The sequence below is a fragment of the Actinacidiphila polyblastidii genome, assembly GCF_036353415.1.
In the GTDB taxonomy this organism is placed as follows: Bacteria; Actinomycetota; Actinomycetes; order Streptomycetales; family Streptomycetaceae; genus Actinacidiphila; species Actinacidiphila polyblastidii.
This window is the reverse complement of the sequence record NZ_JAZEWV010000057.1, coordinates 1-21,580: the sequence shown is the minus strand read 5'-3', so window position 1 is coordinate 21,580 and position 21,580 is coordinate 1. Positions and strand designations below refer to the sequence as shown.

Here is a 21,580-nt window from a genome sequence, read left to right as displayed (position 1 = left end):
GCCCCGCCCGCGGTGGGCGGCCCGGGGGGGGGGGCGGGGGCCCCCCCCCCCCCCCCCGGGACCGGGACCTTTCCCGCCCCTGACGGCGCCGCACTGCTGGTACGAATCGCTCTTTCAGCCGCGATCCGCGTATCGGATGAACCACCGTGTCTCCGGGTGGTCGGCCGGAATGGAGCGGTAGAGGTGCCGGAATGCCGATCCGAGCCCCTGATCGGCGGCTTTCCACGCGAAGTCGGCGCAGGGCGCTGATGATTCGTCGCTTGCGTCGGCGATGGAGCGCACGACGACCCCCAGCGCGTCGACCGTACCGAGAAGGCGGCTCGCCATGAGGTGGACCACCTCGCCGGACATCTGAGTGGCAGACATGACATGCGCGAGTCTCCAGCACGCGTCGGCTGCTTCCTCGGCTGCGGCCACGGCCGTCACGGAGAACTCAGGGGATGAATCGTCAGGGAGGAGAACCTCTGTCCTCCCCGTTGTCGACGCCATCGCGTCGTTGTCGGAATGCATCGGTCAGGACTGCGCGGCAGGCTCGGCGACGTCCCATGCGGGTTCCGTCGCGGCCCGGCCGTCAAGAGGGTTGAGAAAGAGGAATGCGGCGCCGGCCACCGCGCCGCCGATGAGATCGGCTATCAGGTACACCCAGATGTCGGACCAGTCGAACAGGCCCATCGCCGCGCCCCCCAGAGCGACCGCGGGGTTGAAGGCGCCACCGGAGATGCCGCCGACCGAAGCCGCTCCGGCGAGGACGGTGAAGCCGATGGCGAGCCCGTAGAAGGAGTTGTCCTCGTGGCTCGCGCTCAAGGCGACGTTGAGAACGACGTAGGCGAGCGCGAACGCGAAGAGAGCTTCGACCACCAGGGCGGAGGCCAGATGCCGGCCGGAGAGCGAGAGGGCCGTCACCGAAGGGGGATTGACCGCCCATCGCGCGAGCGGCGCCGCTGCCAGGGCGGCGACCAACTGCGAGGCCGTGTACCAAGCCGCGTCCACGGGTGCGATACGGCCGCGGATGAGCACCGCGAGGGTGACGGCGGGATTGTAATGGGCGCCGGAGACATGCCCTCCCGCGTACACCATGACCATGAGCACTCCGCCTATGGCCAGCGGGGCTAATCGGGAGTCCGACAGGACCGCGGCTCCCACGGTCAGGACGAGGAAGAATGTTCCGATGAATTCGACCACGTACTTGCGCATGACGACTCCTCCGCAGACGGGTGATGAGGGGTTTTCGGGAGAGCGAGGGAATTCAGGTGCCCGGATTTCTGCCTCATCCTGCGTTCGGTATGACGAAATGCCGGATGCGGCGACAATTTCCACTGGTAAGCTAGAGGAGGAACGGTCGATATTTCCAGGTCCCTAGTTCTTACGAAATCATGACGTCGCGACGGAATGCGACATTCTGGCGCATGTTCCCCTGGCCTGAACTCACCGTTTCCTCGGCCCCGCCAGTCGGGAGATGAAGAAGCGGTGCCTCCTTCATCTCGACCTCGGCAACCGGGAAAACGCCTTGTCCCTTGAGATCTCCGCAATCCCCGCCCCGGCCATGGCGGTTGCGGGCCGCTCGCCGCGCGCGAGTCCTGGGAACCGGCACCGCTCATGCCTGTAAGGTGTCCGGGCCCGTCCGCTGACGTGGTATCACCGTTCATCCGACGGCGTCGCCGCCGATTTCGAGGGACCTCCACCATGCAGATGCTGGCCCGTCATGTCGTTGCCCGCCCTTGGTGGGTGATCGCCGCCTGGGTGCTGCTGTCGCTGGCGGGAGGGTTCGCGGCGCCGCGGGCGACGTCCGCGCTGAGCTACGACTTCGGGCTGCCGGGTCAGTCCGGCTACGAGGCGAATCAGGACATCGTCCACGGTTTCGGCTCCGGCGGTGACGACGCGCCGGTCCTGCTGGTCGTCCACGACGGTGCCCGCAGGCTGACCGCGGGGGAGGCGACCGCGGTGGTCCGGGCCGTGCGGGAGGCCCGGGTGGCGGGCCGCGTCAGCTCGTACGCCGAGGAGCCCCGGCTGCTGTCGCGCGACGGGCACACCGGGGTCGTGGTCGTGTACCCCGCGCCTGTTCCCGGTCAGGACCCCTACGCGAAGGCGCTCCCGCAGTTGAGGGACGCGGCCGCGGCGGCGAGTGCGGCGGTCGGGGCGCCGGTGGCGGTCACCGGGCAGGACGCCCTGAACGACTCCGGCGGCGGGGGAGGGGCCGGGGTCCTCGCGGAGACGCTGTTCGGCGGCGTCGGGGCGCTGCTGGTCCTGGTGCTGGTGTTCGGGTCGTTCCTCGCGCTGATGCCGCTGGCGGTCGCGATCGGGTCGATCCTGACGACGTTCCTGATCGTCTGGGGGCTGACGGCCGTCACCGACGTGTCGTTCATCGTCCAGTATCTGCTGGCCCTCATCGGTCTCGGCGTCGCCATCGACTACGCGCTGCTGGTCGTGACCCGCTGGCGCGAGGAGCGGGGCAACGGGCTGGACAACGCCTCCGCCGTGGAGCGGGCGGTGGTCACCGCGGGCAGGTCGGTGCTGTTCTCCGGGGTGACCGTCGCGGTCAGCCTGGCCGCGCTGATCGCGCTGCCGGTGCCGTTCCTGCGCAGCGTCGGCTTCACCGGCCTGCTCATTCCCGTCGTCAGCGTGGTCGCCGCGCTCACCCTGCTGCCGGCGCTGCTGCTGGTGGCGGGGCCCCGGCTGGCGTGGCCGAACCGCCGTTCGGCGTCGCCCGACTCCCGGTTGTGGCGGCGTGTCGGCGAGGCCGTGGTGCGGCGTCGGTGGGCGGCGATCGCGGCTTCAGCCGTCGTCCTGCTCGCCCTGGCCGCTCCCGTGCTGGGGCTGCGACTGGGGCAGCCGAGCAACGACTCGCTGGCCTCGACCGGAGGCAGCGCGGCGACCGCCGTGCACCAGATCTGGCGCGCCGGACTGGGCGCCGGCCTCACCACGCCCGTGGAGGTGCTGACCGACGACCCGGCCCGGGTGCGGCGGGCGGTCACCGGGATCGACGGCGTGGCGGGCGCACTGGCACCGACGTCGTGGACCCGCGGGGGCCGCTCGGTGGTCGACGTCTGGACGGCCGGCGACGCCTCCCACGGCGCCGGGGCGACGGCAGCGGCAGACGTGCGGAAGGCGGCCCGGGACACCGGCGCGCGGGTCGGCGGGATCCCCGCACAGAACGTCGACTTCATCAGCGCGGTCTACGGCAACGCCTGGTGGGTCGTCTCGATCATCGTCGTGGTCACTTTCCTGCTGCTGGCCCGGGCACTGCACTCCCTGGTGCTGCCGCTGAAGGCGCTCGTGCTCAACGTGCTGTCCATCGGCGCGGCGTACGGGGTGACGGTCCTGATCTGGCAGCGCGGAGTGGGCACGGACGTCCTGTTCGGGCAGACGGCCGCCGGGTCGGTCACCGTGTGGATCCCGATCGCGGTGTTCGCGTTCCTGTTCGGGCTGTCCATGGACTACGAGGTGTTCCTGCTCAGCCGCATCCGGGAGGAGCACGACCGCGGCGTGGACACCGACCGCGCGACCGTCGACGGCGTGGCGCGTACCGGCCGCCTGATCACCTCCGCGGCCGTCATCCTCTTCCTCGCCTTCATCTCGCTGTCACGCGTGCCGGCCACCGACGTCAAGATCCTGGCGACCGCGCTGGCACTGGGCATCCTCATCGACGCAACGCTCGTGCGCGGCATCCTCGCGCCCGCGCTGGTCGCGGCTCTGGGGCCGGCCAACTGGTGGCTGCCGAGGCGCCGTTCGGCCGCCCGGAGGTAAGCGGGAAGTCGCTGCCGGACCCCTCACCGGGCCCACTCCGGCGGGAGGGGGCGGCCGGTCTCGATGACATCGATGACGGCGTCCACCGCGGTGCCCAGGGCCACCGGCCGGGGCAGGGCGGGAGGCCGCCCGGTGAGCGCCCGGTCCGCGAAGCCGGTGTCGAGATGCGGGAGCCGCAGATCGTGGATGTCCACGTGGCGGCGTCGCTGTTCGCGTGCGACCGCGGCGAGCCACGCGCTCAACGCCGCCTTGGCCGCGCCGTAGTCAGCCATACCCGGCTGGGGGCGTGCGGCGACGACGCCCGTGATCGCGGCCGCCGCGCCTCCTGGCCCGAGCAGGTCCAGGGCCCCGCGCAGCACGGCCATCGGGGCGAGCGCGTTCACCGCCACCAGGTGTTCTGCCATGGCCTCGGTCACCTCCTGCGCGGGGCCGAAAGCCGCCACGCCGACCGCGGTGAGGACGAGGTCGATGCCTCCCAGACGCTCGGCGGCCCAGGCCGCCAGCCCGTGGCAGCCGTCGAGGTCGTAGGCGTCCACCATCCGTGCCGGGCAGCTCCGGCAATCCGCCACGACCCCCTCCAGCCGCTCGCGGTGCCGTCCCGCCAGCGCGAGCGCCGCACCACGCCCGGTCAGGGCGCGGGCCAGTGCGCCTCCGACCTTCCCGGTGGCGCCGACGATCAGGACACGTGCCCCGTTGAGCTCCACTTCTCGCCCTTCTTCTGCGCACAGCGGCGGCGGCGCCGGGCTCTTGCCGCGCCCGCACCGGCCACACCTCCGCAGAGTAGGACAGACCGGCCATTCTCCACGCGACCGCCGCCGATGCTCATGCGGCGTTTCCCCCGTCATCTGCCCGATGTCGCCGCCGCCGGCGCGTACCGTCCGGTGCATGGTGGAGAACATGGACGACGCCCACGAGAATCGCGCCCCCCTCCGTGGACGGAGTACCCCATGAGCGGTGGACGGCCCGTGGAGTCGGTCTGGGACTACCCGCGTCCACCCGCGGTCCGGCCCTGCGGCGACCTGGTCACGGTGGAGTTCGCCGGCATGATGGTCGCCGAGACCCGCCACGCAGTGCGGGTGCTGGAGACAAGCCACCCACCCGTCTTCTACCTGCCACCGGTGGCCGTGGCCCCGGGACTGCTGCGCCCCTCCGACCGGCGCAGCTGGTGCGAGTGGAAGGGCGAAGCGGTCTACTGGCACCTGACCGCGGGGGGCCGCGTCGCGGCGGACGCGGCGTGGAGCTATCCCGATCCGTCACCGGGCTTCGAGGACATCCGCGACCACCTGGCCTTCTACCCTTCCCGAGTCGATCGCTGCGTGGTCGCCGGCGAGGAGGTCACCTCGCAGGAAGGCGACTTCTACGGAGGGTGGATCACCTCGGCGATCGAGGGTCCTTTCAAGGGGCCGCCCGGCACGTCGGGCTGGTGACGGCCCGCCGACACCACGCCGCGAGCCGCAGCGCCTCCCGGCGGCGGCCGGGACCTCCCCGCTCGCCTCACATCAGCGGGAACCTCTGTCCCGCGGTGCCGTTGCAGTCGGAGATCCGCAGCTTGGCGCCGGAGGCGGTCGCGCCCGCGGGGGAGTCGAGGCAGCAGCCGGACCGGGGGTCGAGCAGCGCGCCGCCGGTCCGCTGAACCCACTGCTGCCCGCCCGCGCCGTCGCACTCCGCCCGGTCGAGCGCCGCACCGGGCAGCCGGCCGGCCGGGACATCCCCGGGGGAAGTCCCGGCCGACCCCGCGGGGATCAGGCTGCGGACGAGGTCGGGTGGCGCGTCAGTTCAGGGTCAGGAGCGCGGTGTCGTCGGCCGGGTCCGGGTCGAAGGTGTGCGGGTACGGACCCCAGTCCATGGCTACGGAGCCCTGGGCGCCGGCGATCACGGTGTCCACCCGCAGGGTCAGGCTGAAGGGGACCGTCCGTCCGGCCGGCGCCAGGTAGCCGGCCGAGCACCGGTACGGTCCGTGGGCGGTGGTGTCCGGGTCGTCGGCGTCGGGCTGGCAGTTCGGTGAGGAGCCGACCACGGTGGTGCCGGGCGGGACGACCACTTCGGCATGGATGGTCCCGCCGTCGAGGAGGAAGAGTGTGGCCGGGCCGTTGTCGGTCAGGCTGAAGTCGAGCGGGACGGTGGTGCCCTGCGGAGCCTGTGCGGTGGCTCCGGTGACGGAGAAGTCCGCGGTGTTGTCGGCCTGGAGCACGGTGAGCTGGTCGGAACCGTGGCCGCCGTCCTCGGCGTGGGCGAGCGGGATCCGGCCGGCCGGTGCGGTGCCGGGCCGGCCGGGGTCGAGCACGGTCAGCGCGAGTGTGCCGCCCTTGCCCTGCTTCCAGGTGCGGCCGGCGGTGAGCTGCGCGAGTTCCGGGTCGCCCTTGGGTGCGACGAGCGTTTCCACGAGCGTGGAGTACGCGGCCGGGGTGACCCGCAGTTCCACCGGTGTGGCCAGTTCTGCCTGCTCTCCGACCTCGAAGGTGCCGGGGAAGTCGCAGAGCGCCATCTCGGCCTGACGGGTGTCGGGCAGCGAGCTGTAGGAGCAGTTGGTGTAATGCCGTGCGAAGGCCAGGCCAGGTGAGGCGGTGACCAGCACCCGCACGCCGGCGGCGGGGCGGTCGCCGGTGTCGGCGAACCGTACGGGCTCGTCGACGACGGTTCCCACCGCCAGATGGGAGCGGTCGGTGCCCGGGGCGAGGTCGAAGGCCGGCCCACCGATCTGCACCCGGCCGGAGGTGCCCACGACACTCGCGCCGTCGCCGGCCGTTCCGGTGACCTTGTAGGAGGCAGCGGCCCCCGGGGCGACTCCGGAGCGGGCGGTGATGCTCAGCTGCGTCGACAGGGAGATCGCCGAGCCAGGCGGCTGGTCCTGCAGTACGAGGTATTCCTCGCAGGTGGCCACGGACTTCGCGACGGTGCAGTTGTCCGAGAAGGTGACGTCGGCGATCTTCGCCAGACTGCGGACGTCGATGGTGAGCACCAGTGCGATGACCGGGCTGGTCGCGTCCGTGTGCACCGCCAGCTGGGGCTGGACCGTGGCCGCAGCGCCGGTCGCCGCCGCGGTCGCCGCGGCCACCACGGCAGGCTGGTCCACCGTGACGACGGGCTCACCCGTGGCAGCGGCCGAGGCAGCGCCGGCCAGCGTGGATAACGTGGCCGCGCACAGAACGGCGGCGCTGAGCGCCGCAAGACGGCGTGACGCGTTCAGGTTCATACGGTTTCCCCCCCGGGAAAAAGGTCTGCGTACGGCACGGCAAGGAGCGGCCGTACGGATATCAGCAATGCTTGCGGGCAACGGCCTCCCGCTGGCCCGCCCCTCCTGGGGACGACCCCCTCCCTTTCTCTTTCGCCGCATGAGCGTTCACGACGCCCCCTGGGCTGGAACGGCTCCCCCTGAGCCGTACACATCGTTAGACAGCCCGTGAACGGATTGGTTGGGAGCGGATCCAGCCAACGTGTCAGCAAGGCGGGCATGGCTGCGCACAAGAGCCGGGCCCGGCTCTTGGGGCAGTCCGGGCCCGGACCGGGCTGGGCCGACAAGTTGTCGCCGGGGCGGCGCGTGGAACGCGACACGCAGAGGAGGCCCTGGTGAACGGTCGAGACGACCAGCGTCACGCGGGGGAGGCCGGGTATCCGGTTCAGTGTGAGGTGGATACGAGGAGCGGGAATCGCCGTCGGCATGTACGCCATCGCGGTGCTGGGCTGGCATTTCGGCGGCCGCACCGGCCACGGCCATCCCTGGGGGCAGTCGTGGCTCGCCGGGCTCGCCCTGGCCGCCGCTGTAGGGCTGTGGACGCTCACCCAACGCCAGTGGCGCAGACACCGCGCACGCCGGCCCCGCCCGGACACCCCCGCACCATCCGGCGCACCCCGGCGTCAGTAGACCCGCGACAAAGGGGCGAAGCGCGCGCGAGGTTCCACCGCGGTGCCTGAGCCGGGCCCCCGGCGGCGCCCGCCGTACACGCGCCACCGGCACGGAATGGCAGCACTCGGACACCGCGGTACAGCCGAAGCGCCAGTACCGCCCTCGCCGGCCGGCGCGCTCGCGCCTGCTGGTCGCCCTCGCCGACGGCGCACCGTCACCGCGCGGCTTTTGAGCTCCGCGGGGCGCTCGTCGGCCGGGCGTCCGACCCCCGTTCGACTCCCGTTCGGCTCCCGGTAACATGTTCGAACTCACGGGGATCGCCCTCTTCGGCCGGCCTTCGCCGGGGGAAGTGTGCCATCCGGCACGACGAGCGCTGTGGCCGATACCCGACAGATCAACCGAAAATTGATACCTGAGACATCGCGGGCGTTTTCGCGAACAAGCAGCAGAACCATGTTCACCGCGTGGCGCCGGCCACAAGCGGTGCTGTGGGGCACGGCAGGCGCGGCGATCCTCGGATTCCTCGTCTCGCTGGAGTTCGCCGCGCGCCACTACGGTCTGCCAGGACCGGTCACCAACCAGGCGCGGGAGGTGGTGTTCGCCCCCACCTCGGGGCCACTGCTGTACGCCGGGCTGGCGCTGATGACGGTGGTGCTCACCTGGCGGCAGCGGTTCATCGCGGTCGGCGCGGCGATCGGCATCGACGTCGTCTTCTGCCTGGTGCGGTGGGCGGCAGGCGGCGGGGTCCACTTCGGCAACGGCGCCCTGGGGGTGATCCTGGGCTGCGCGGTCATCGCCGTCACGCGCCGCACCGGCCAGGAGCGCGCCCTGTTGCTGAAGGGTGTCGGTCTCGGCCTGCTGCTGGTGACCGGCCACAAGACCGGCGACACCTGGTTGCTCATCACGTCGAAGACCCGCCCGATGGTCTTCGACCAGTACGTGGCGACCGCAGATCACGCGCTGGGCAACCCGTCGTGGCTGGTGGGCCGGATCGTCGAGGCCACCGGTCCGGTAGGTGCCCACGTCCTGCACGGCGTCTACGGCCAGCTCCCGCTGGCAGCGGCCATCGTCGCGCTGTACCAGCTGCGCAACGTGTCGGTGGAGCGCCGCTTCCCGGGCCACCATCTGGTGCGTACGTTCCTGGTCATCGGCCTGCTCGGGCCGGCCGTCTACATGATCTTCCCGGTGGTCGGCCCGGTCTTCGCCTTCAGCGCCGACGGCGGCCACTGGGCGGTGGCCCATCTGTGGCCGGACACGCCGACGCCGATCGGGACCCCGCACCCGATGGCGTTCGACGGGATCACCCCGCGCAACTGCATGCCCAGCCTGCACACGGCGTGGGCGACCACGATCTTCATCCACTCGCGCAAGGGTCCGCGGGCCCTGCGGTTCGCCGGCGCGTTCTGGCTGGTCGCGACGCTCTGCGCGACGCTGGGATTCGGTTACCACTACGGCGCGGACCTCGTCGCCGGTGCGGTGTTCGCCCTCACCGTCGAGACGGCGATGCGCGCGCTCGCCCGCGGTTGGGACGGGTCGGCGTCGCGGCTGGTCGCCCACGGTGCGACGGTCTTCGTCGCGCTGCTGGTGTCCTACCGTTACCTGCCGGTGGAGATGGCCACGCATCCGCGGGTTTTCGGACCGCTTCTCGTCCTGGCGCTGGCCTTGGTGGTCCTCCACTACGTGCGGACCACGGGGCGCTGGGACCCGCAGCCCGCGACGGAGCCGCCACCGGCGCCGCGACCGGCGGCGCAGCAGCCCGAACTGGTCTGAGCCTGGCGCTGCCGGGTCGTCCCGACCCGGCGGGACATCCGGGGAGCGACCCGTCGCAGCGATTGCTCATGCCGTAGGCCACGCCCCACGGTCGAGGGCCCAGGGGAGATGTGCGCGTTCATCGACGCGGTGCGTCGGAGCGCCCGGGAAGACCTCGGGTGACGCGGGCGAGTAGGCGACATCGTCGGTGCCTGGCTGTCCGCGGCCACCGTGTTCGCGCCCGCCGAAGCTGAGCCCGCTCTCCGAGGCTTGGCGCGCTCCTTGTGGTGAGCGGGCCGGGCGGGTGCCTCGCCGGCGGCCAGGACTCCGCCCACCTCGCAGCGGGCGGCGGGCTCGGCCTGCTGAGCGGGGCACTCCTCGTCTACAGCCGCAGGCTGAAGCAATGCCGCCGCCGGCTGTGACACCTCCCGGCACCCGGCACGGACGAGCCGATCGCGTGCGCCCGCACGCCATGGCGCAATTCCGCCGACAAGCGGAATCGTGTCGCTTCCCGATCCGGCCGGTGGGTACGTTGCGTGTGCCCTCGCGCCCGCCCACGCAGCGGGCGGAGCCCCGCAGCGACATCCCTGCCGAACGGAGACGGAAGTGCTCACCGATCGCATGTCCCGCAGGGCGGTGCTGGCCGCCGTGACAGCCGGACCACGGCGACTCCACCACGGCTCGCCGGTGGGGGATCACCGATCCGGTCCTCGCGGCGACGTTCGCGTACACCCTCGGCGGCGAGAACGAGACCCGGCCGCGTGCGGCGCAGTTCACCGCCTTGGCTGTCGCCGGGTGGACCGGGCACGTGGCCATGACGCCCCGCGCGGCGCAGGCGGCGCTGGCCCCGTCGACATACCGGGACAAGGGTCGCGCGGGCCGACGCCAGCCTGACCGGGCGGCTCGACGCGCAGAGCCTGGAGGAGTCCCAGGCCGAACCGCGCGTACGGCGGGCGATGAGCGCGTGGTCCGGTCCCGATGCACGAAGAACGACGGCTGCACCCTCGCCACCCCGCACCGGGCCGCGAACCCCGCACCCTCGGAAGCCGGCCGGACGGCCGGCCCGGCCGCGGTCAACGCCGCCACCGCCACCACCGACATGGCGTGCACGAAGGAGGCGGCGCTCGTGGCGACCTGGTTCGCGGTCGAATCGGGCATCCGGCGGCGCCGGCTCGCACAGAACCGGTCCCGCCGCGGGACCGGCGCAACCGGCTCACCGCAATGGTCAAGGCGGCCGCCGCCATGACCCCCTGAGGATGCCGGACGGACTCGCACCACCCACCCGGCGCCGGGCCGCCACCACTTGTGGCCGCACCGCAGCCACGCCGGCACCCCGCAACCCCGCAGCCCGTACCCGGTGCTGCCACAGAGCGCCGCGCCACGCCGTGCCGCGGCCACCGTTCCTGCCAGTTCATGCCGACATATCACCATGTGACGCAAGGGAATTGATGAAGACACGTTTCAGGCGCATGCGAATACCGGGGGTTCTCGCCGCTGCGGCGATCCTCGCCGTCCCCCTCGCCACGCAGGCCCACGCAGACCCGCGGAAACTGCCCGACACGCCGGTGCCGTCGCACACGAGACCCGCGCCGAGGACCCCCGCGTCGTCGGCGCTCCCCGCCGCCGAGCGCGACACGATCCTCGGCAGCGGCTGGAAGACCTCCGCCGATCGGGCCGTGACCGCCGCCGCCGACAGCGACGGGCTCCACGTCCTGGTCGCCGACAGCGCGACCGGCTACGCCTGGCGGACGGCCGCCGTCCTGAGCGAGCCGCAACTCCCGGCCGACACCTGGATCGGCAACAGCTGCGTGATGGACCGCCACCACGCGGCCGTCGCCTACGCACCGCGCACCTTCACCAACCATGAGGACACCATGCTCGGCGGCGCGTTCACCGCGATCGTCGACCTGGACGACGGCAGCGTCACCAAACTGCCCTTCACCGCGTCCCTGGCCTACTTCGACCCCAGCTGCAACCCGGCCACGCACACCGCCGCGTTCACCGCCTACCGCGAGGCGAAGAGCCGCCTGGTCACCGTGAACACCGCCGGCGCGACCGTCGCGGACACCGTCGCATCGGGCGAGATCACCTCGGCCGTCCCGGTCCAGGGCGGCCTCGTCGCCGCCGCGGGCAACCGGCTCGTCCGCCTCGACCGGCACGGCGGAGCCACCACCCTCGCCACGTCACGGCACGCCCCCTACGGCATCCACCCGGCGGCCGACGGCACGATCACCTACATGGACCGTGCCGACAGCACCACGGCCGACGTCAAGACCTACCGCCACGGCAGGACGGCCTCCGTCGCCACCGGCGCGGTCACCGCGATGAACCTCCGCCAGGCCGCCGACGGCAAGGTCTTCCTGACCGGCCGGGCCGATCAGCGCAAGGGCTTCGAGGCCAGCGGCATCACCGCGGTGAACGTCTCCCCGGACGCCGACCTCTCGACCGAGGGACGCCTCGCCGTCGACCCGGTCGTCTCCCCGGCCGTGCAGGCCGGCCTGGACCACATCCAGCAGGCGGGCAAGGGCTTCGGCGCCGCCGCGTCCGCGGACGCCGCCGCGGAGCCCGCGCCCGAACAGCAGGACGTGGCCGTCAGCCACGACCTGACCGTCACCGGCACTGCGACGGGTACCGGGAAGCACACCCGGCAGACCGCCGCGGCGCCGCTCTCGACCGCCGGCGGCGCCACCTCGCCGGCGCTGACCGGCGCCGCCGCGCCGCAGCTCACGACGGTGCGGGCGACCGCCGCGACGGCCGCTGCCACCACGATCGAGCACGACCCCGTCGACACCGACCGCTGGTGCTCCGTGCCCCGCAACGACGTCAACACCCAGGCCCTGCAGCCGACCCCCAACCAGGTCGAATGGGCCGTCGACATGGCGGTCCGCGGCGACCTGCGCTCGGGCTACCTTACCCAGGGCGGCTGGCGTTCGCAGATCGGGCTCGGCACCATCGACCCGCAGGGCCTCTTCCCCAAGCCCCCGCTGACCACCGGCGGCGCGATCCCCGCGCAGGTCGAACTGGGCATCCTCGCCCAGGAGTCCAACCTGTGGCAGGCCGAATCCGGCGCGATCCCCGGCCAGATGGGCAATCCGCTGGCAGCCGTCGACGGCTTCTACGGCCACCAGACCGGCGGCTCCCTCGCCGACTACTGGACCATCCACTGGTCGGGGTCCGACTGCGGCTACGGCGTCGGCCAGGTCACGGACGGCATGCGGCTGGCCGGGTACGAGAAGGACGGCGAGACGTCCCGCGACCCCCAGGTCCAGCGGGCCATCGCCATCGACTACGCCACCAACGTCGCCGCCTCGCTCTACATCCTCGCCGACAAGTGGAACGAGGTGCACACCGCCGGCCAGACGGTCACCGTCAACAACGACGACCCGTCCAAGCCGGAGAACTGGTTCACCGCCGTGTGGAACTACAACCTCGGCTTCAACTCCAAGGCCGACGAGGCGGCCAACGGAAACTGGGGCCTGGGCTGGTACAACAACCCGGCCAACCCCGTCTACCCGGCCGGCCGGCTCGCCTTCATGGACACCGACCTCGACCCCGGGGCCGCCAAGGACGCGGCGAAGCCGCAGGACTGGCCGTACGAGGAGAAGGTGATGGGCTGGTCGGCCTGGTCCATCGACACCGGCCACTCCTACGCCACCTCCGGCCGCCAGGACTGGCCCGGCGAGTCCGGCTTCTCCTCCGCCGGCTTCTACCCCGCCTGGTGGAACAGCACCGCGGAACGCTCCGCCATCAAGCCACCGCTGGACACCTTCTGCAACGCCGCGAACAACTGCGACGTCACCGACCTGCCGGACTGCCCGGACGCCGCCTGCTACACGCAGTTCTGGTGGCACGCGCCCAACGCCACCTGGAAGGACGACTGCGCAGACACCTGCGGCCACGAGCATCTCAAGTACGTGACCCTCATCAACGAGCCGGGACGCGGCTCCCGTCTCCAGTACGGCACACCCGTCTGCTCGGGAGCCCCCTCGGGCTCCCAGGTCGTCGAATCGGTGCCGGCCGGCACCAACACCTGGAGCAGCTGCGGGACCACGACCACCGCCGGCTCCTTCCAGTTCACCTTCTACCCCGACCCCAAAGCCACCGGTCCCGGCCTGGGGCAGTACGACGCCAAGGCCGACCTGCACCAGATCGGCGGCGGCTACCAGGGCCACTTCTGGTACGCGCACACCCGTGACAGCGCGCACCTGGGAGGCCCCACCGGGCGCATGACCGTGCTGGGAACGTGGAAGCTGAACGGGCCCGTCGCCGAGAAACAGGCCATGGTCTACGTTCACGTCCCCGACACCGGGGCGCAGACACGCGACGCGATCTACACGGTCAACACCGCCTTCGGCGACGCCAAGGTCCGCTTCGACCAGGGCGCCTACGAGGCCAACAAGTGGATCCCGCTGGGGGCGTACCGCTTCAACGGCAACACCCCCCAGGTCAGCCTCTCCAACTCCAACGGTACCGGCACCGCGGAGGACGACGTCGCGTGGGACGCGGTGGCCTTCGTGCCCGGCGACTACGGCATCAGCGAGGACCGGCCGGTGGACCTGACGCTGCCCGCGCCGGACGAGAGCAGCCCCAACCCCGACCTGCTCGACCAGCCGGCCAGCGACGAGGCGACGGCGCCGCTGAAGGAGACCGCCTACAACCCGGGGGTGGACGGCAGCGTGGTCCCGTACGTCAGCAGCCACGGCGTCGCCCCCTGGTGCGACGACGGCAAGGTCGTCGCGCGGGCCACCCGCACGATCGAGTGCGAGACCCGCGTCGTCCCCTACTACCTGCGCGAGGACGGGGTGACCAAGGCCACCGCGTACTTCCAGTTCCAGCGGACCATCGAGCTGACCGGCACCAACTCCTTCACCGAGCACCTCAGCATCGCCGGCCAGAGCATCCCCCTGGACTTCGCCAAGATCGACCTCGCCATCCACAAGCACCTGTGCGAGTCGCCCTGCACGCCCGTCGAGGCGGGCATGAGCGCCTGGCACGGCATCCCGAGCTGGACGGCCGGCGACACCCACGAGGCGTCCATCACCTCCTCCTACACCTGGGACAACTCCACCACCGGGAAGCAGTACCTCTTCCACCCCGACGTGCAGATCGACGGCGACGAGTACCCCACGGACGGCAGCCTCCAGGCCCAGACGGTCGGCTACCAGTGGAGCGCCAGCACCTCCAGGGCCACCGACCTCGACACCGTGCGCTGCGACACCGTCGTCGACACCGCCGGCGGCTGCGTGTTCCCCAACTACGCCCCGACCTACACCTTCAACGCGGCCAGGTACCCGCAGGCCGCCGCGCACGCCTGGCTCATCCAGAACTACACGCTCTGGACCCCGGGTTCCAAAGCCCTGGAGAGGCCGCTCTACTACCTCACGGCCAGCCAGGCCAGCACGAACCGCAGCCGCATGTGCCCGAGCGGCTGGGCGGCGGCCAACGGCGACCTGAGCGCCCTCGACGGAGCGTCCGACTCGATCCTCAACTGCGACGAGTTCGCCTTCGGCGCCAGCTACAACAGCGGCGGCATGAAGTCGTCCGAAGGCGGCCTCAACCCGGCCATCCCCGACGACAGCACCACCGGAACACCCAGTGGCGCGGCCTGCGTGCAGACCTACGCCACCAAGGTCGGTGACACCATGCACCTGTACAACCTCGACGGCACCGTCCCCACCTGGACCGAGGTGTGCGGCCGCTCGGCGATCTCCGACACCGACAACCAGCAGTCGATGCAGCCCTTCGGCGGATCGGGCGGCTTCAGCAAGAAGATGCGGCTCATCGACAAGGACGCCTACTGGCTCAACGTCGCGATGACGGGCGACTGCGGTGCCTTCCACGTCGGTTCGACCTCCGTCAAGTGCACGATGACGGCGACGAACTGATCCCCGGGAGGCCTGGCGACTGAGAGGTGGGGTGTTCCGGCTGCGTGCGGCAGCCGGGACACCCCACCGCGTTCAGCGCCCTCGGCTCAGTCGAGGCGCCACCGCAGGACCCCGTCCGCGACGGCCGCGCGCCAGTCGCCCCAGCGGCCGAGTTCCAGCGCGTCGGCGAACGATCCCAGCAGGGCGCCCAGCGAGGGGGCGCACTGCTCCGGGTCACCCGCCTCGAAGAACTCCAGCACGGGGAACCCGGCCGCGCCGCCCGAGGCGTCCAGGACGTATCCGTAGTAGGCGCCGTCGAAGTCGTGGACGACCGGAATCCAGCAGGCTCGCCAGTAGTCCTCCGGAGTCTCGCCGAAGGACTGCCACTTGGCCCGCTTCTCGGCCATCTCCGCGCACCCCAACAGCACCCTGCCGGGGGGGAGGACCGCCGAGTCCAGGTGCGGTGCGGCGGCGGTGCGCCCGCTGGGAAGTGTGCGGGTGGTGTCCTTGGCGGTGCTGCCGTTGTTCATGCGCAGCAGGGTCTCGAGCACGTCGGGGACGTCGAAGCCGAGGGCCGCACGCAGGCCGGCGAGGTCCTCGTCCGTCGCCGGTCCGCGCAGGGCCCGCGCACTCGCCGGGGCATGCACCGCGAGCCAGTGCACTGTGCGCCCCCAGGCCACCCGCACGTCTTCCGTGTCGGACACGCGCCACCTCCCGTGTTGTCGTCGAGCGCCCTCGCTGACCGCCGCCGCATCGGCCTACGGTGACAACGCGCAAGGTTCTCCGGCTGGCGACGGCCTCCCGGCAACCGACACCCACCTACCCGGTCGTCTTCGCCGCGTTCTGGAGGGCAGCCTGAAGCTGCTGCTTCACCTTTGCCAGCGCGAGCTGGTTCTGCTCAATCTCATTGCGTTGCAGCGCCGCATCCGCCTGGTACCACACCTGCACCAGCCCCGTCTTCGCCTTGCACGACACGTCCGCCACCGCCTGATCGATCTCAGGGCCTGAGGCAGTCTCGCCGCCTATATGATCGCCCGCAACCAGCGGATTGGCGATCGTGTAGCCGTTCTTCTTCATGCATGCCGACCAGGCACCGATAGCGGCCCGCACCCGAGGCTCGGTCTGCGATCGGTCGAGGCTGTCCTTGTTGAGCCGCTCGACAAGGGTTTGGTCGACGTTCTCCCCGGACTTTCTCGCCGCCTCCCCCAGGCAGCCCCCCTGGGGGATCTCCCTGCCCTTGTAGTTCGGCTTCGCAGTGGGCTCCGCACCTTCGGCGCCGGCTCTTCCGGTGAGTACGGTGTACTCCGCGACCGTCATCCTGAGCGGCGCAGGCGGCTGCCCCGTGTCGTATGCCAGATGGTAGCCAGATGTGCCGGCCTGTGTGAGATCCATGATTCCGTAGCGACGCACCATGTTGGCGGCATCGACGCTCGGCGGCGGGTGGCTCCCGGCCGGCGTCGGCACGTAATGGAACCCATATCGGGCCATGCACTCCGTCGTCATGCGGTGGCTCAGTTGATCGAGGGTCACCTCCTCCGGGTACGTCATCATGTACGGCTCCAGGGGCAGCACCAATCCCTTCGCGAGGTTGCTATCGGGCACCGCGGCGGGCCGGCTGCTGGGCGCCGCCGCGCCGCCGGGACCGTGCGACGCCGCAAGAGGAGGATTTTTCGGACCGGCTCCACGCGGACCTGGCGAGCCGCAAGCGCTCGCGGCCGCAATAACGGCCAGCACGATCACCGCGCCTGCGAGCGATCGTGGATCGGGCCGATGTGGAGCACGAACTTTCCTCGCCATCGCCCTGCTCTCCTCCGTCACCAGGCAAGGGCAGTCCGCCTGTCCCTGTCCCGCAGCAGCTGAAGCCGTCAGCCTCCTGGTAGTCCACGAGTGACTCCGCCCGACTCGCATCACCAGTCGTCAACCCCGGTTGATCTGGCGCCTAGCAGATATGCTCTGCCGACGCATTCTCGTTCTTGAGCGTCGAGTTCAGATTGGCATTGGTGTTGACTCCGACCGTCTGGTAAGTCCCGGAGTAGTAGCTGTTGTAGTATATGCGCACTTTGCAGGTGGTGCCGTTGTTGACTGAAGCCGCATTGTTCTTGACGGCCAGCCCCGTGCCGTTCGTCCAACCGTCAAGGGGCTCAAAAACGTAGATGTAGTTGTTCACGTCGATCCCCCCATTGTAGGTCGTCGAGTAGCCGGCGAAATTCGGAATGTCCTTCGCGAACGGAAAGGCCGCGCCCTCCTCATTCGAGTTGTAGCGCATGGTGGTGCCGTAGTAGACACAGTCCTGCGTCGAGAGACCGTCGCATTCATCGGACAAGTAGTACGTGTGGACACCGGACGCTTCGGCTCGTGGTGCAATGGCGAAACTGCCCGCGGCGATCGCCATGAGCGAGATCAGTGAAGAGAGTGCACGCCTGGCGTTTCGTGTCGAAATCATTTCCGTCCTTCGGTGAAGTCGGTGAGGTAAGAGTGCGTCCCCCGACCCCACGGGGGCGCGCTGGCGTGATGATCCACCAGAGATCAACACCGCGTCAAGACCCAACTCCACCGCCAAACCTGCTGGTTGGGCGGAGGCCGCGCCGCGTCGGGCGGCTCCCGAGGCGGTCGGAGATTGATTTGCGCAACCTTTACAAAAGGTAAATACAACGCTGATGGGACCGACCTGCCCACCGATCACGGCAAGCGCCGTTTCGGCTAGGCGGAGGCATCCAGGAGCCGGCGCAGGTCCTCTGCCATGCGGAGTGCGGCGGCGCGCCGCTCTCCGCCGGGAAGCGCCCCCCGACCAGGTGCCGAAGGGTGGGAGCGGGCGCCTGCTGTGAAGTCGCCCTGCGCGTCGCCGCACCTGAGCGTGCGGCGGCGCCGGCTGTTGCCGGGTGCCGCCCGGCTCACAGGTGGTCGTGCAGGAACTCCCCGAGTGCGGTCCTGGACATCAGACCGCTCGCCGTCGCCGTCGCCTCGCCCTGATCGATCAGCACGAAGGAGGGCGCGCCGGTGACGCCGAACCGCCGTACCGGGCCGGGACACCTTGCGACGTCGGCCCGCACGACGATCAGCCGGCCCCGGTAGGTGTCCGCCACCTCACTCACCAGGGGGTCCATTTCCTTGCAGGCTGCTGCCGCCTTGGGCCACACCCCGTGGAAGTACGCGAGCACCGGGACGTCCGCCCTCGCCAGGATGAACGCGAACTCGGCGTCTTCCTGCGGTTGATGGACCCTGCTCGCCATGGCGCTCCCCGACGTTCTCTTCGCTGTGAGGCAGTGGCGCCTCCTTGCGGCTCCCGACCGCGGCGGCCCGTACCGCCCGTCAGTGGGCCTTGCGCACCCAGGCGGCCTTGCGGGCCTCCGCGACCTTGCGCGCCTCCGCGGCCTTGCGGGATTCCTTCGGCGGCCGGCCCGCGCGGCCGCCGAGACCCCGGAACGCCGCGTTGCCGGTCTTCGCCCTGTCCTGCACCGGCGGGCGCTTCGCGCCGGTGATGCTGGTCAGCCTCTCGTCGCCGGAGCGCACCTGGGTGACCGTGGGGCGTATCCCGGCGCCCGACATCATCCGGTTCACGTCCCGGCGCTGGCTGGGCGTGACCAGGGTGACCACGCTGCCGGACTCCCCGGCCCGCGCGGTGCGCCCGCTGCGGTGGACGTAGTCCTTGGGGTCGGAGGGCGGATCCACGTTGACGACGAGGTCCAGGTGCTCGATGTGGATGCCACGGGCGGCGACGTTGGTGGCCACCAGCACCGTGATCTCCCCGTCCTTGAACCGGGCCAGCGTGTGGGTGCGCTGCGGCTGCGACTTCCCGCTGTGCAGAGCGCCCGCGCGGATACCGCTGTCCCGCAGGTGGCGGGTGAACTGGTCCACACCGTGCTTGGTGTCCAGGAACATCAGCACCCGCCCGTCCCGGGCCGCGATCTCGGTGGCCGTCGCGTACCTGTCGGCGGGATGGACGTTCAGCACGTGGTGCTCCATCGTCGTGACCGAACCCTCCGCCCGATCGACCGCGGCGAACACCGGCTCACTCAGATAGTGCCTGGTCAGCTGATCGACATTGCGGTCGAGCGTCGCGGAGAACAGCATCCGCTGCCCGCCGGGCGGTATCCGGTCCAAGACCTCCGAGACCTGCGGCAGGAAACCCATGTCGCACATCTGGTCCGCCTCGTCCAGCACGGTGATCCGCACCCGGTCCAGGCGGCAGTCCCCTCGGGCGACGAGGTCGGCCAGCCGCCCCGGCGTCGCGACCACGACCTCGGCACCCGCCCGGAGCGCCGCCACCTGCCGGTTGATCGCCAGCCCGCCGACCACGGTCGTCGAGCGGAGACCGAGCGCCTGCGCGTAGGGGGCCAGCGCCTCGCTGACCTGCTGCGCGAGTTCCCTCGTCGGCACCAGGACCACCGCGAGCGGGTACCTGGGTTCGGCCCGCCGGCCCGCCGTGCGGGCGAGCAGCGGGAGCCCGAAGGCGAGGGTCTTCCCCGAACCGGTCCGCGCGCGGCCGAGGACGTCCCGGCCGGCCAGCGCGCTCGGCATGACGGCCGCCTGGATCGGGAAGGGCTCCCGCACCTCGAGCCCTGCCAGCACCCCCGTCAGCTCGACCGGCAGGTCGAGGTCCGCGAAGGACGTCGCCGGCGGGAGGGCAGGCACCACCGGCCCCGGCACCGAGAGCTCACCCCGCAGGGTCCCCGCACGGTCGGAGCGGCCGGAGGCCGGCTGCTTCGCGCTCATGGTGGTCCTTCCTCGGTGGGGCGCCCTGAACGGACCGGGGCCCGTACCTTGTCCGGCACGGGCCCAGGCTGTCTGCGAGCGTGACCCGACTCTACCAGCGCGGACCTCGCGTCGGCCGTCCCGCGGCCCGGCCGGGCACCGGCCCGACGTCGCGCGCGCGAGGGGGCTTTCCCTGGCAACCCCGCGGTGGAACGTCCTGCCGACGCGGTTCCCGCCGGTCCTCGGCGGCGGCCGTCTGCCCCGGAACGGCAACCGTGATCGCGTCGGAGGGGAGGATTTCCCCGGTGGTCGGTGAGAGTTACCTCCGCCTCGGACACCGAAAAATCTGTGGTGGCGGAAGCAGACATTGGGCACTGGCGTGGTTATGGTTTCTCTTGTAGCCGAGATCAGCAGGGCCCGGCAGACACGAACTGCCGGGCAGTGGTATCCGCAGTTCGCAGTGCAGCAGGACGGTGCGGTGGTGGAGCTTCGAAGCCAGAGCGGTTGCCTGACGGCGACGGGGCTGACGACCGGACCGGGTGGCCCGCGGTGATCAGGGGCCGCCACGAGCAGGACCGCAGTTGAGGCAAGTGAGTTGATCCAGAGGGAAGAACGGAGGAGCCGAAGCATCATCGGGATCGCCCGGGCGGATGACGAGGGCCCGGGTACCGCAGGACATCGTGAGTGAGGTGGTCTCCGGTCGAGCAACCGCGATCCCCGCGCACGCCGATACACCCCCTTTCGGCGGTGCGGACTCAGTAGGCCGGTGCAGAATGAGGGCCGGCAGATGGTGTAGCAGTTCCTTCGGGGCCCTGGCGCCAGTACGGCGCCAGGGCCCCTCCACGCGTGTTCCACAGAGAGGCGAGATGACAGCGGACGACTCGTACAGCCGGATCGATGACGACGACTACCCCGCGTACACCATGGGCCGGGCCGCCGAGATGCTCGGCACCACCCAGGGCTTCCTGCGCGCGATCGGCGAAGCACGCCTGATCACCCCGCTGCGCTCCGCCGGCGGGCACCGCCGCTACTCCCGCTACCAGCTGCGCATTGCCGCCCGCGCCCGCGAACTCGTCGACCAGGGCACCCCCGTCGAAGCCGCCTGCCGCATCGTCATCCTCGAAGACCAACTCCAGGAAGCCCAACGCATCAACGCCGAATACCGCCGCAACGCATCCCCGCCCACGGAAGGCGACTGACCCGGCCCGGCGGCCGGCACGTGAACGGTGACGCGGTCCCGGCGCTGGTGCTGTTCGGACCCGCGCGCTGTACCCCCGCGGCACCTGGCGCCCGCACAGGGAGGCCGTCCTGCGCCGGCTGGACCACGCGAACACCTTCCTGTTCCGCGCCGGCACGTACACGCCCCTGGCGGGCCTTCGCGCGCGTCTGCGGCATTCCGACATGCGATACGGACGCCTTCACCTGCTGCATGACCGGTTCAGAACGGGGAAAGCGCGCGGTCGGAGGTAATAATCATGGGACCGTTGCTCATTGTTCTTCTGCTCGCGCTCCTTCTGTTCGGCGCGGGATTCGCACTCCACCTTCTGTGGTGGATCGCCGTGGTCGTCATCGTTCTGTGGGCGCTCGGCTTCGTCATGCGGGGAACGCACTCCAGCGGCGGCAGGAACCGCTGGTACCGCTGGTAGAACGACAGGCAGCAGTGTGGGGGGGGGCCAAAACCCCGGGG

17 protein-coding genes and 1 pseudogene are annotated in these 21,580 nt (G+C 71.0%); 8 read left to right on the top strand and 10 right to left on the bottom strand.

The window, feature by feature from the left end:
• Positions 1–114: 114 nt before the first annotated feature.
• Positions 115–417, bottom strand: a complete 303-nt coding sequence (locus tag V2S66_RS33625) for a hypothetical protein (RefSeq protein ID WP_330800789.1) — start codon at positions 415–417, stop codon at positions 115–117.
• A gap of 96 nt (positions 418–513) precedes the next feature.
• Positions 514–1,194, bottom strand: coding sequence for an MIP/aquaporin family protein (locus V2S66_RS33620; RefSeq protein ID WP_330800787.1), 681 nt, complete (start codon positions 1,192–1,194; stop codon positions 514–516).
• 489 nt (positions 1,195–1,683) lie between these two features.
• On the opposite strand from V2S66_RS33620, the gene V2S66_RS33615 reads away from it, so the two are divergent.
• On the top strand, positions 1,684–3,744 hold the full coding sequence (locus V2S66_RS33615; protein ID WP_330800785.1) for an MMPL family transporter: 2,061 nt from the start codon (positions 1,684–1,686) through the stop codon (positions 3,742–3,744).
• A 23-nt stretch (positions 3,745–3,767) separates the two neighbouring features.
• Here V2S66_RS33615 and V2S66_RS33610 read toward each other — a convergent pair whose 3' ends face one another.
• Positions 3,768–4,448 carry an SDR family NAD(P)-dependent oxidoreductase gene (locus tag V2S66_RS33610; RefSeq protein ID WP_330800783.1) on the bottom strand — a complete coding sequence of 227 codons (681 nt, stop codon included), beginning with the start codon at positions 4,446–4,448 and terminating at the stop codon, positions 3,768–3,770.
• A gap of 243 nt (positions 4,449–4,691) precedes the next feature.
• On the opposite strand from V2S66_RS33610, the gene V2S66_RS33605 reads away from it, so the two are divergent.
• Positions 4,692–5,171 carry a DUF427 domain-containing protein gene (locus V2S66_RS33605; RefSeq protein WP_330800781.1) on the top strand — a complete coding sequence of 160 codons (480 nt, stop codon included), beginning with the start codon at positions 4,692–4,694 and terminating at the stop codon, positions 5,169–5,171.
• Positions 5,172–5,238: 67 nt separating this feature from the next.
• On the opposite strand, the gene V2S66_RS34695 is transcribed toward V2S66_RS33605, so the two are convergent.
• Positions 5,239–5,436 carry a ricin-type beta-trefoil lectin domain protein gene (locus tag V2S66_RS34695; RefSeq protein ID WP_413966544.1) on the bottom strand — a complete coding sequence of 66 codons (198 nt, stop codon included), beginning with the start codon at positions 5,434–5,436 and terminating at the stop codon, positions 5,239–5,241.
• A 79-nt stretch (positions 5,437–5,515) separates the two neighbouring features.
• A complete protein-coding gene (locus V2S66_RS33600) occupies positions 5,516–6,937 on the bottom strand; it encodes a hypothetical protein (protein WP_330800779.1) in 1,422 nt (473 codons plus the stop codon).
• 429 nt (positions 6,938–7,366) lie between these two features.
• Here V2S66_RS33600 and V2S66_RS33595 point away from each other — a divergent pair, with 429 nt between their 5' ends.
• From V2S66_RS33595 to V2S66_RS33585, 3 genes are all read left to right on the top strand, one after another.
• Positions 7,367–7,606, top strand: coding sequence for a hypothetical protein (locus tag V2S66_RS33595; protein ID WP_330800777.1), 240 nt, complete (start codon positions 7,367–7,369; stop codon positions 7,604–7,606).
• A gap of 435 nt (positions 7,607–8,041) precedes the next feature.
• Entirely contained in the window at positions 8,042–9,358 is a 1,317-nt protein-coding gene (locus V2S66_RS33590) for a phosphatase PAP2 family protein (RefSeq protein ID WP_330800776.1), read from the top strand.
• A 1,448-nt stretch (positions 9,359–10,806) separates the two neighbouring features.
• Positions 10,807–15,222 carry a golvesin C-terminal-like domain-containing protein gene (locus tag V2S66_RS33585; RefSeq protein WP_330800774.1) on the top strand — a complete coding sequence of 1,472 codons (4,416 nt, stop codon included), beginning with the start codon at positions 10,807–10,809 and terminating at the stop codon, positions 15,220–15,222.
• An 86-nt stretch (positions 15,223–15,308) separates the two neighbouring features.
• On the opposite strand, the gene V2S66_RS33580 is transcribed toward V2S66_RS33585, so the two are convergent.
• The 5 genes from V2S66_RS33580 to V2S66_RS33560 form a co-directional block, all read right to left on the bottom strand.
• Positions 15,309–15,905: an SMI1/KNR4 family protein gene (locus V2S66_RS33580; protein ID WP_330800773.1), complete on the bottom strand. Its 597-nt coding sequence runs from the start codon at positions 15,903–15,905 to the stop codon at positions 15,309–15,311.
• 115 nt (positions 15,906–16,020) lie between these two features.
• Entirely contained in the window at positions 16,021–16,998 is a 978-nt protein-coding gene (locus V2S66_RS33575) for a hypothetical protein (protein WP_330800771.1), read from the bottom strand.
• A gap of 142 nt (positions 16,999–17,140) precedes the next feature.
• On the bottom strand, positions 17,141–17,593 hold the full coding sequence (locus V2S66_RS33570; RefSeq protein WP_330800769.1) for a hypothetical protein: 453 nt from the start codon (positions 17,591–17,593) through the stop codon (positions 17,141–17,143).
• Positions 17,594–18,092: 499 nt separating this feature from the next.
• On the bottom strand, positions 18,093–18,431 hold the full coding sequence (locus V2S66_RS33565) for a thioredoxin family protein (RefSeq protein WP_330800768.1): 339 nt from the start codon (positions 18,429–18,431) through the stop codon (positions 18,093–18,095).
• A gap of 79 nt (positions 18,432–18,510) precedes the next feature.
• Positions 18,511–19,914: a DEAD/DEAH box helicase gene (locus V2S66_RS33560; RefSeq protein WP_330800766.1), complete on the bottom strand. Its 1,404-nt coding sequence runs from the start codon at positions 19,912–19,914 to the stop codon at positions 18,511–18,513.
• 845 nt (positions 19,915–20,759) lie between these two features.
• Between V2S66_RS33560 and V2S66_RS33555 the strand changes: the two genes are divergently transcribed.
• From V2S66_RS33555 to V2S66_RS33545, 3 genes and pseudogenes are all read left to right on the top strand, one after another.
• On the top strand, positions 20,760–21,092 hold the full coding sequence (locus V2S66_RS33555; protein WP_330800765.1) for a MerR family transcriptional regulator: 333 nt from the start codon (positions 20,760–20,762) through the stop codon (positions 21,090–21,092).
• Positions 21,093–21,156: 64 nt separating this feature from the next.
• Positions 21,157–21,261 (top strand): annotated as a pseudogene (locus V2S66_RS33550) (PAQR family membrane homeostasis protein TrhA); the annotation flags it as partial.
• 107 nt (positions 21,262–21,368) lie between these two features.
• Positions 21,369–21,539: a DUF5670 family protein gene (locus V2S66_RS33545; RefSeq protein ID WP_330800763.1), complete on the top strand. Its 171-nt coding sequence runs from the start codon at positions 21,369–21,371 to the stop codon at positions 21,537–21,539.
• Positions 21,540–21,580: the final 41 nt, after the last annotated feature.

Coding starts and splice junctions, on each gene's coding strand:
- V2S66_RS33620 (WP_330800787.1), bottom strand. CDS start 1,194: ATGCGCAAGTACGTGGTCGAATTCATCGGAACATTCTTCCTCGTCCTG.
- V2S66_RS33615 (WP_330800785.1), top strand. CDS start 1,684: ATGCAGATGCTGGCCCGTCATGTCGTTGCCCGCCCTTGGTGGGTGATC.
- V2S66_RS33605 (WP_330800781.1), top strand. CDS start 4,692: ATGAGCGGTGGACGGCCCGTGGAGTCGGTCTGGGACTACCCGCGTCCA.
- V2S66_RS33600 (WP_330800779.1), bottom strand. CDS start 6,937: ATGAACCTGAACGCGTCACGCCGTCTTGCGGCGCTCAGCGCCGCCGTT.
- V2S66_RS33590 (WP_330800776.1), top strand. CDS start 8,042: ATGTTCACCGCGTGGCGCCGGCCACAAGCGGTGCTGTGGGGCACGGCA.
- V2S66_RS33585 (WP_330800774.1), top strand. CDS start 10,807: ATGCGAATACCGGGGGTTCTCGCCGCTGCGGCGATCCTCGCCGTCCCC.
- V2S66_RS33575 (WP_330800771.1), bottom strand. CDS start 16,998: ATGGCGAGGAAAGTTCGTGCTCCACATCGGCCCGATCCACGATCGCTC.
- V2S66_RS33570 (WP_330800769.1), bottom strand. CDS start 17,593: ATGGCGATCGCCGCGGGCAGTTTCGCCATTGCACCACGAGCCGAAGCG.
- V2S66_RS33565 (WP_330800768.1), bottom strand. CDS start 18,431: ATGGCGAGCAGGGTCCATCAACCGCAGGAAGACGCCGAGTTCGCGTTC.
- V2S66_RS33560 (WP_330800766.1), bottom strand. CDS start 19,914: ATGAGCGCGAAGCAGCCGGCCTCCGGCCGCTCCGACCGTGCGGGGACC.
- V2S66_RS33555 (WP_330800765.1), top strand. CDS start 20,760: ATGACAGCGGACGACTCGTACAGCCGGATCGATGACGACGACTACCCC.
- V2S66_RS33545 (WP_330800763.1), top strand. CDS start 21,369: ATGGGACCGTTGCTCATTGTTCTTCTGCTCGCGCTCCTTCTGTTCGGC.